The 9,472-nt window shown below is 71.6% G+C and carries 9 protein-coding genes; 4 read left to right on the top strand and 5 right to left on the bottom strand.

Annotation, left to right across the window (positions count from 1 at the left end; genetic code table 11):
• Positions 1 to 35: 35 nt before the first annotated feature.
• Complete coding sequence (locus ACWGPE_RS15920; protein ID WP_231431671.1) at positions 36 to 824, bottom strand: SDR family NAD(P)-dependent oxidoreductase; 789 nt, start codon at positions 822 to 824, stop codon at positions 36 to 38.
• A gap of 143 nt (positions 825 to 967) precedes the next feature.
• Positions 968 to 2,143 (bottom strand): thiolase family protein, encoded by a 1,176-nt coding sequence (locus ACWGPE_RS15915; RefSeq protein ID WP_231431672.1) that lies wholly within the window; start codon positions 2,141 to 2,143, stop codon positions 968 to 970.
• Between the two features lie 91 nt (positions 2,144 to 2,234).
• Between ACWGPE_RS15915 and ACWGPE_RS15910 the strand changes: the two genes are divergently transcribed.
• Positions 2,235 to 3,098 (top strand): hypothetical protein, encoded by an 864-nt coding sequence (locus ACWGPE_RS15910; RefSeq protein ID WP_231431673.1) that lies wholly within the window; start codon positions 2,235 to 2,237, stop codon positions 3,096 to 3,098.
• Positions 3,099 to 3,435: 337 nt separating this feature from the next.
• On the top strand, positions 3,436 to 3,903 hold the full coding sequence (locus ACWGPE_RS15905; RefSeq protein ID WP_452049053.1) for a hypothetical protein: 468 nt from the start codon (positions 3,436 to 3,438) through the stop codon (positions 3,901 to 3,903).
• A 70-nt stretch (positions 3,904 to 3,973) separates the two neighbouring features.
• On the opposite strand, the gene ACWGPE_RS15900 is transcribed toward ACWGPE_RS15905, so the two are convergent.
• Complete coding sequence (locus tag ACWGPE_RS15900) at positions 3,974 to 5,473, bottom strand: glyceraldehyde-3-phosphate dehydrogenase (protein WP_308191660.1); 1,500 nt, start codon at positions 5,471 to 5,473, stop codon at positions 3,974 to 3,976.
• A gap of 209 nt (positions 5,474 to 5,682) precedes the next feature.
• On the opposite strand from ACWGPE_RS15900, the gene ACWGPE_RS15895 reads away from it, so the two are divergent.
• Positions 5,683 to 6,789 (top strand): VanZ family protein, encoded by a 1,107-nt coding sequence (locus ACWGPE_RS15895; protein WP_231431675.1) that lies wholly within the window; start codon positions 5,683 to 5,685, stop codon positions 6,787 to 6,789.
• 33 nt (positions 6,790 to 6,822) lie between these two features.
• Here the strand turns inward: ACWGPE_RS15895 and ACWGPE_RS15890 are convergent, their stop codons facing one another.
• Together ACWGPE_RS15890 and ACWGPE_RS15885 are read right to left on the bottom strand one after the other, a co-directional pair.
• Positions 6,823 to 7,128 carry a hypothetical protein gene (locus ACWGPE_RS15890; protein ID WP_231431676.1) on the bottom strand — a complete coding sequence of 102 codons (306 nt, stop codon included), beginning with the start codon at positions 7,126 to 7,128 and terminating at the stop codon, positions 6,823 to 6,825.
• A 42-nt stretch (positions 7,129 to 7,170) separates the two neighbouring features.
• Entirely contained in the window at positions 7,171 to 8,673 is a 1,503-nt protein-coding gene (locus ACWGPE_RS15885) for an APC family permease (protein WP_231431677.1), read from the bottom strand.
• Between the two features lie 142 nt (positions 8,674 to 8,815).
• Between ACWGPE_RS15885 and ACWGPE_RS15880 the strand changes: the two genes are divergently transcribed.
• Positions 8,816 to 9,427, top strand: coding sequence for a TetR/AcrR family transcriptional regulator (locus ACWGPE_RS15880; protein WP_231431678.1), 612 nt, complete (start codon positions 8,816 to 8,818; stop codon positions 9,425 to 9,427).
• The last annotated feature ends 45 nt before the right edge of the window (positions 9,428 to 9,472 follow it).

The raw sequence follows: 9,472 nt of genomic DNA, 5'->3' as shown, positions 1-9,472 counted from the left end.
GCCCCGAGGCATCCTCGTCGTGGAGTGCCGCCCGCCTACTTCGGCTGCATGCGGATCGCGCCGTCGAGCCGGATCACCTCGCCGTTCAGCATCGGGTTGGCGATGATCGACCGCACGAGCGCGGCGTACTCGGTCGGGTGGCCGAGCCGCGAGGGGTGCGGCACCTGCGCCTCGAGCGAGGCCCGCACCTCGTCCGGCATGCCGGCCATCATCGGCGTCTCGAAGATGCCCGGCGCGATCGTCATGACGCGGATGAGCAGCTTCGACAGGTCGCGCGCGATCGGCAGGGTCATGCCGGCGACGCCGGCCTTCGACGCCGAGTAGGCGGCCTGGCCGATCTGCCCGTCGAAGGCGGCGACCGACGCCGTGTTGACGATGACGCCGCGCTCGGCCGTCGCAGGTCCGCCGGGCAGCGACGAGGTGACGGGCTCGTTCGCGGCCATCGCCGCAGCGGCGAGGCGGGTCACGTTGAACGTGCCGACGAGGTTCACCCGGATCGTGCGCTCGAACGCGTCGAGCGGGCCCGCACCGTCACGGCCGACCGTGCGGTTCGCCGTCACGATGCCGGCGCAGTTGACCGCCACGCGGAGCGGCGCGATCGCCGAAGCGGCGTCGACCGCGGCCTGCACCTCGGCCTCGTTCGCGACGTCGGCGGGCACGAACCGGGCTCGCTCGCCGAGTTCGGCGGCCGCCTCCTCGCCGCGGGGCCCGGGCAGGTCGATGACGACGACCGAGGCTCCGCCGTCGATGAGGGCGCGCGCCGTCGCACGCCCGAGGCCGGAGGCCCCGCCGGTGACGATCGCGGATACGCCGGTGAGTTCCATGTGTGCTCCTTCGTTGGTGTGGTCGCCGAGCGTTTCCATTCGAACCGGATGTCTCCGCTGCCGCGGCGACGCCCGGTCGAAACGGCAACACTCGATGAACCGGAGTGGGTGGTGGGTGGTGGGTGGTGGGTGGGGCGGGTCGGTCAGAGGCGCTCGATGACGGTGGCGTTCGCCATGCCGCCGCCCTCGCACATCGTCTGCAGGCCGTAGCGGCCACCGGTCGCCTCGAGCTGGTTGACGAGGGTCGTGAGCAGGCGCGTGCCGCTCGATCCGAGCGCGTGGCCGAGGGCGATCGCGCCGCCGCGCGGGTTGAGCTTCGAGGCATCCGCCCCGGTGTCGGCGAGCCAGGCGAGCGGCACCGACGCGAACGCCTCGTTGACCTCGTAGGCGTCGATGTCGTCGTGCGTCAGTCCCGCGCGCCCGAGCACCTTCGCCGTCGCCGGGATGACGCCCGTCAGCATGTACAGCGGGTCGCTGCCGACGACCGAGAACGCGCGGAACCGCGCCCGGGGCTCCAGTCCGAGCTGCGACGCGCGCTCGGCGCTCATGATGAGCGCGGCCGAGGCGCCGTCGGTGAGCGGCGACGAGTTGCCGGGCGTGATGCGCCAGTCGATCTCGGGGAAGCGCGACGCGAGCTCGTCGGTGCGGAACGCCGCGTCGAGTCCGGCGAGCGACTCCACGCTCGTGCCGGGCCGCACCGTCTCGTCGGTGAGGGAGTCGATGCCGGGCACCGGCACGAGTTCGGTCGCGAACGCCCCCGACTCGGCCGCGGCGGCCGCGAGCTCGTGCGAGTGCGCGGCGAACGCGTCGAGCTCGTCGCGCGAGAACCCCCATTTCGCGGCGATGAGCTCGGCCGAGACGCCCTGGTTCACGAGCCCCTCGGGGTACCGGTGACGCAGTCGCGAACCGAACGGGTCGGCGCCCGCGGCGCTCGTGCCGAGCGGCACCCGGCTCATCGACTCGACCCCGCAGGCGATCACGATGTCGGCGCTGCCCGAGATGACGGCCTGCGCCGCGAAGGTCGCCGCCTGCTGGCTCGATCCGCACTGACGGTCGATCGTGGTGCCGGGCACGTGCTCGGGGAAGCCGGCCGCGAGCACGGCGTTCCGCGTGATGTTGTAGCTCTGCTCGCCGATCTGGCTGACGCAGCCGCCGATGACGTCGTCGATGAGGGCCGGGTCGAGGTCGCTGCGCGAGACGAGCGTGTCGAGCACGCCCGCGAGCAGGTCGACCGGGTGCACGCCCGAGAGGAGTCCGCCCGGCTTTCCGCGCCCGACCGGGGTGCGCACGACATCGACGATCACGGCTTCGCTGCTCATGGCTCCAGCCTATGTCGGGTTCAGTGCTCGCCCGGATGGCGGTGGCGGAGCCGGCGCGTAGCGTGCGTCGCGTCGCCGAGAGGAGCTCACGATGTCCGAGATGCCCGCGCACCCCGATACCCCCGGCGAGCCGCCGAGTTCGCTCGCGCCCCTCGCCGACTGGCTCCGTGATCGCACTCCGCCGATCCGTCCCGACTGGCCGCCAACCGGATCCGAACCGGTGCGCGACCTTCGAATCACCCGGTTCTCGGAGCTGCAGCGGGCGATCCTCGAATGGCTCGACGGTTGGCGGTCGATCTGCCTGCCTCCCTTCATCGAGGGGTCGCACGTGCACTCCTCCGACGTCGGCTGGTTCACGGCGCGCGAGCTCGGCAACGGGTTCGCCTACAACGGCTGGCTGTCGGCCACCGGTTCGCCCATGCTCGCATGGAGCGGATGGCGGTCACAGGTCGTGCTGCCCGCACCGACGGTCGACGGGCGGCTCCACTACCGGTTCCGCGTGGCGGGCGGGTTCACCGGTGCCGCGGACGGCACCGTGGTCGTCGCGCACACGGCACGCACCGCAGCAGTGGCCGACGAGGTCACGGCGACGCCCTTCCTCACCGCCGAGTGGCAGCAGGCGCGCCCCGCGGGCGCTTGGGCGTCGACCAATCCGGCCGGCGGGCCGCAGCGGCTCGCCGCCGACGGGGAGGCCGTCATCGAGTCGTCGATCCGCGTGAAGGCCGGCGCGACGCCCGAGATCGCCGTCGGGCTGTCCGCCGACATCCTCGTGCACGACGGATGGGTCATGCTCGAACAGGGCGATTCGAACCGGCTCCGCATGGACGGCAGGACGGGCCGCGGATGCATCGACTACCGCTACGTGCCCGACCGGCTCGAGGCGATCGTGGCGGATCTCGCGGAACTTCGCCGTCTTCGCGACGGGATGCCGCCGACGGAGGACGACCGTGCCTGAGCCGGATCCCTTCACCGAAGTGCCCGAACCGCCCTCGCCCCTCCAGCCGTTCGCCGACTGGAGGGAGGGCCGGATCCCGATCCAGCCCGAGAAGCCCGGCGACCCCCGGCCCGAGTCACGGGCGACACAATTCTCGGCGTGGCAACGGGAGTTGCACCGCTGGCTCGTCACATGGGAGGTCGTACGAGCGGAACCGTACGGAGCACCGGCCGTTGCGCCGTCGGGAATGACCGTGATCGACCGGCCGGGCCCGTGCATGTCCCTCTCCGGCGTGGTCGCGACCGACCCCGACGATGAACCCCGGACGATCCGACTCAGCCGCCGCGGACTCGCCATCGTGCCTGCGCTTTCGGCGCTCGAGACCGTGTTCGTCCGGTTCAGGGCGCATGGCCAGATCGATGGCCGGGCCGACGGCGGCCTCGTCGTTGCTCGGCACTCCGCCGCTTGGGCGGTCACGGCCGACGGCACCGACCCGTTCGCCGCTCCGGAATTCGAGCAGGCTCGGCGCATCCTCGCCGAGGTGCATTCGAGCGGCCCGGGTCCGCGCACTGTCGACGCAGCCGGCACGGTCGAGATCGAGGCGGCGATCGTGGCGACGCCGCCCGATCCGGTGCTGATCGGCGTCGAGGTGGCCACCGAGATCCTGCTGCACGGCGCCATCCTCGAACTCGCACCGCTCGGGTCACTGGGTACGAAGGCGAAGCTCGCCGCATTCGACGGCAGCCCGTTCCTCGAGTTCCGACGCGTCGATGCCGACGTCGACGACCTCGTCGCTGCCCTCGCACTGCCGCGGCTCTCACCCTGAGCGCCCGCCCCGGACGACGGATGCCCCGCACGCGAACCCGCGCACGGGGCATCCGCGATCGGAGCCGGGGTCAGCCGACGGGCGCGACCTCGCGCTCGAGCGACTCGAGCACGACCGGCCGGCGTGCCGGGAAGACGGTCGGGTGCGATCCCGCCATCGCCTCGATGACGCGCACGACCTGGCACGAGTAGCCGTACTCGTTGTCGTACCAGACGTAGAGCACCGCGTCGGTGCCGTCGGCGATCGTGGCGAGGCCGTCGACGATGCCGGCGCGATTCGAGCCGACGAAGTCGGTCGACACGACCTCGGGCGACTCGATGTAGTCGATCTGCTGCCGCAGCGGCGACGTCAGCGAGACCTGGCGGAGGTACCTGTTGATCTCGGCCTTCGATGCCGGCCGCTCGAGCTGCAGGTTGAGGATCGCGAGCGACACGTCGGGCGTGGGCACGCGGATCGCCGAACCGGTGAGCCTGCCCTCGAGTTCGGGCAGCGCCTTCGACACGGCCTTGGCGGCACCGGTCTCGGTGATGACCATGTTGAGCGCCGCCGAGCGGCCCCGGCGGTCGCCCTTGTGGAAGTTGTCGATGAGGTTCTGGTCGTTCGTGAACGAGTGCACCGTCTCGACATGGCCGCGCACGACGCCGTAGGCGTCGTTGACGGCCTTCAGCACCGGGGTGATCGCGTTGGTCGTGCACGAGGCGGCCGAGAGGATGCGATCGGCGTCCGTGATGTCGTCGGTGTTGATGCCGTGCACGATGTTCTTGATCGCGCCCTTGCCGGGCGCGGTGAGCAGCACGCGCGAGACGCCCTTCGACTGCAGGTGCTGGCTGAGGCCGGCCTCGTCGCGCCAGCGGCCGGTGTTGTCGACGACGATCGCGTCGTCGATGCCGTACTCGGTGTAGTCGATCGTGGCCGGGTCGTTCGAGTAGATGACCTGGATGAGCGTGCCGTTGGCGAGGATCGTGTCGTTCTCCTCGTCGACCTCGATCGTGCCGGCGAAGGGGCCGTGCACCGAGTCGCGGCGCAGCAGGCTCGCGCGCTTCATGAGGTCGTTGTCGCTGCCCTTCCGCACGACGATCGCGCGGAGGCGCAGCCCCTGGCCCCCGCCCGAGTGGGCGATGAGGATGCGGGCGAGCAGGCGCCCGATGCGGCCGAAGCCGTAGAGCACGACATCGGTGCCGGATGCCTCGGGCGAGGCGCCGCCCGCGACGGGCGCGATCTCGGCGCGCACGAAGTCCACGAGCTCGCGCGAGTCGCCGGTCGCCCGGGCGTCGGCGTAGCGGCTGACGATGCGGGCGATGTCGATCGAGGCGGGGCCGGGCTGGATCTCGCGGAGCGCCTCGAGCACGCGCATGGTGTCGGCGAGCTCGAGCTCGACGTCGCCGGCCTGGCGCGAGAAGCGGTGCGCCTTCAGCAGCTCGATGGCGGAGCGGTTGATGAGGCGGCGGCCGTGGATGGACGTCACCACCCCGTGGTCTCGGTACAGGCCGCCGATGAGCGGAATCATCCGCTCGGCGAGCTCCTCCTTGGCGATCCATTCGGCACGGCGGGCGTCGAACTCGTGGCTCACGGTCTTCCTTCTCGGCCGAGCGTACGTGGGCGTCGTCGACCAGGGTCGTGCGACTGCGTCTGCCGGTGGGCAGCGCTGGCCGCATTCTTTCCGGGGATGTCTCGATCATACGTGGACATTCATGCACGCTTGCTGTACATGACGTCGAACGGATGCAACACGGCGCGACGGTGCGGCGACGGCGCGCGACCTCCGTACACTGCTGTCTCGTGGATCGCATCATGCCGGGGATCGTCGCGCTCTTCGTGGGCTCGGCCCTGCTCGTGCTCGTGTTCGTGCCGCTCGTCGCGCTGAGCTACCGCCGGCGCGGAGGGTTCTCGGGCGCGAGGATGCTCGGCTGGATCGCCCTGCTCTTCTACGTCATGGGCCTCTGGGCGTACACCCTGCTTCCCCTGCCCGACGGGCCGTACGACTGCGTCGGCGTCGAGCTCAACCCCTTCGCGGTCGTCACCGACATCGCACGGCTGCAGGCCGAGGAGGGCGGGTCGCTGCTGCGCAACGCGGCGTTCCAGCAGTTCGTGCTCAACCTGGTGCTGTTCCTGCCGCTCGGCTTCTTCGTGCGGGCGCTCTTCGACCGCGGCATCCTCGTCGCGGCCGTCTCGGGCGCACTCGTGTCGCTCGCGATCGAGCTCACGCAACTCACGGGCGTGTGGGGCCTGTTTCCGTGCGCGTACCGCCTGTTCGACACCGGCGACCTCGCGACCAACACGGCGGGGGCCGTGCTCGGCTCGCTCATCGCCGCGGCCGCCCTCCGTCCGTGGCGGCGGCGCTCCGATGCCCCGTCGTCGCCCGACGCTGCCGACGACGCCTCACCCGTCACGGCCGGCCGGCGCCTCCTCGCGATGCTCGTCGACCTCGTCACCCTGTGGCTCACCGGCTACGGCCTCGCCGTGGGAGTGATGGCGATCGTGTACGTGCTCGCCGACGGCGTGCCCGACGGGCTCGACCCCCAAGTCGTCGCCCTCGCGACGAGCCTGGTCGCGATCGCCGCGCAGGCCGTGTCGGTGCTCGCCGGCGGCGTGACGATCGGCGAGCGCGTCGTGCTCATCGAGGCGACCGAGCGCCGCCGGCCTGCTGCGGCGTGGCGCCTGCTGCGCTTCCTCGCCGGCATCGGGGGCTACTCGATCGCGTCGCTCCTGCCGGGCGCGTTCGCCATCATCGGCCCCGCACTCGCGGTGGCGAACCTCATCGGAGCGTTCACGACACGCGGCCACCGCGGGTTCGCGCAGGCCGTCGCCGGCATGGACGCGGTCGGCCGTGCCCGCGCGGCGGCGCAAGGCGAACCGGATGCCTCGCCGAGAGCCGCAAGGCGCTAGCCGGCGCGGCTCGCGGCGACTCGAGGGTCGGACTCAGCCGATCCGCACGTCGTCGACGTAGCCGATCTGCTTGCCGGCGATGCGCTCGGGGATGCCCTCGAACGCCGCCGCCCGCTCGGGCGAGACGACGTAGGCCGCCTCGACGCGCTCGAACTCGGCCCGGTCGCCGGGCACGCTGACCGCCCACACGAACTCGTTCGCCTCGGGCACGCCGTAGGCGAACTCCACCTCGAAGCCGGTCGCGCGCCGCACCGGGGGCATCTTCTCCTCGAACCACGAGACGAACGCCTCGTACTCGCCCGGGACGATCTGGTAGCGGCGCAGCTGCACGGTCTTCATGCGTCCATCATGCCGTGGCGGGCGAGTGCGTGACGTCTCGCGTCAGCCGAGGTGCTCGGCCGACGCACCCTCCGCCCCGTGGCCGATGCGACGGTAGACCTCGGGGCGCCGGCGGCGCAGCACGAGCCCCCAGACGATGCCGACGACGCCGGCGAGCACGATGAGGGCGGGCAGGAGGAACGTCGTGAGGTCGGAGTCGGTCTGCCCGAGCAGCACGTTGAAGTTCAGCACGATGAGCACGAGCACGGTCGCGAGCGCGAGGAACGAGAGCACGGGCGACACGAGGCGGGAGCCCACCCCGACGTCGCGCGGGTCGCGGCGGAAGTAGCCGATGACGGCGAGCGACACGACCGCCATCAGCAGCACGAGCCCGAGCGCGCCCGTGTTGGTGAGCCAGTTGAAGAGCGTGACGACGGGGAACAGCGGCCCGAGCTCGCTGCCGGCGCCCGCGACCGCGAACACCGCGATCACGGCGAGCGCGACGATCGACTGCGCGATCGAGCCGGCCCAGGGCGACCCGCTGCGCTCCCGGACCTTCGCGAACCAGGCGGGCAGTACGCCCTCGCGGCCGAGCGCGAAGCCGTAGCGGGCGACGGCGTTGTGGAAGCTCACGAGCGCGGCGAAGAGGCTCGTGATGAACAGCAGCGACATGAAGTCGACCATGATCGGGCCGAGGCGCTCGGCGACGAAGGCGAAGAAGAGCGGCGGCCCGGCCTCCTCGGGGGTGATGCCGCCCGACGAGATCTTGTCGGTGCCGACGGCGAGCGCGAGCGCCCACGACGAGATCGCGTAGAACACGCCGATGATGATGACGGCCGCGAAGGTGGCGCGGGCGACCGTTCGCTTCGGGTCCTTCGCCTCCTCGCCGTAGATGGCGGCGGACTCGAAGCCCATGAAGGCGGCGATCCCGAAGACGAGCACGGCGCCGATGCCGGGCAGCAGGAGCGAGGCCGGCGAGATGGGCGCCGCCGTGAAGCCGCCGGCCGGGTTCGCGAAGGCGACGACGTCGAACACGGTCACGACGACGAACTCGAGCACGACGATGACGCCGAGCACCTTGGCCGAGAGGTCGACCCGGTTCACGCCGAGCAGGCCCACGACCAGGATGAACACGACGACGCCGACCCACCACGGCACGTCGAGCCCGAGCTTCTCGCCGACGAGCACCGACACCTGGAAGCCGAACATGCCCCAGATGCCGATCTGCATGCAGTTGTAGGCGACGAGTGCGATGAGCGCGACGCCCACGCCGACCGGGCGCCCGAGACCCTGCGCCGCGTAGGCGTAGAAGGCGCCGGCGTTGGTGATGAACCGGCTCATGGCCGCGTAGCCGAGGGAGAAGACGGCGAGCACGGCGGCGAGCACGAGGTACCCGACGGGCACCGCGATGGAGCCGGTGACGGAATAGGCCGTCGTCGCGCCGCCGGCGATGACGGTCAGCGGGGCGGACGCGGCGATGATCAGCACGACGATCGCCGGAACGCCGAGACGGCCGCGGGTCCGGCGCTCGGGCTCGATCGTCTCTGGGAGCGTGCTCGCACTCATGTGAACTCCAGTGTTCGACGGGGGACGGGGTGGACGCAATACTGCCCCGCCGCTCCCGCGCCGTCTTGACCGGCGGCGCACGGTGCTTGACCACCCCGGCACGGGGGCCCCGCGACGGCGTCGGGCCGCTATCGTGCTCGCTGTGAGCAGTGAACGTCCTTCTTCCCCAGCGCTCGTCCCCGAGAAGGCACCCGCGCCGCCCCCGACGACCCCGGGCCGCCAGGCGCTGCTGGCCGCGACGATCACGGTCGTCGCCGATTCGGGCCTGCGCGCGCTGACCTACCGGGCGGTGGCGGCCGAGGCCGGCGTCTCGCACGGGCTCGTCCGCCATCACTTCGGCACCCGCGACCAGCTGATCGCCGAGGCGCTCTCGTACGCCGTCGACGAGAGCCTGCGCGAGACGAACATGGCCGATCGCGGCGCGCCGGGCGACGCGGCGCACTTCGCCGAGGGGCTCGCCTCGCTCGCCTCGCTCAGCACGGCGGTGCAGGCGTTCCAGTACGAGCTGCTGCTCGAGTCGCGGCGCCGGCCCGAGCTTCGGCCCGCGGTCGAGCAGTACTACGAGACATATCGACGGGCCACCCGCGATCGTCTCATCGAGCTCGGCATCGACGACGACGAGTTCATCGAGGTGATCTGGTTCGCCCTCGACGGGCTCGTGTTCAAGAGCCTCGTGCTCGGGGTCGACGCCGACGCCGAGCGAGTGCTGGCCCGCATCCGCCGCCTCGTGGAGGAGCACGCGGGGGCCGGCTGACCTCGCCGAGCGCCACGTCCAGAACCTCACCGGACGCCCGCTCGC

Source organism: Agromyces sp. NPDC055658, from assembly GCF_053618155.1.
Note: the sequence above shows the minus strand (reverse complement) of the source record. Positions and strands in the feature narration are given on the sequence as shown.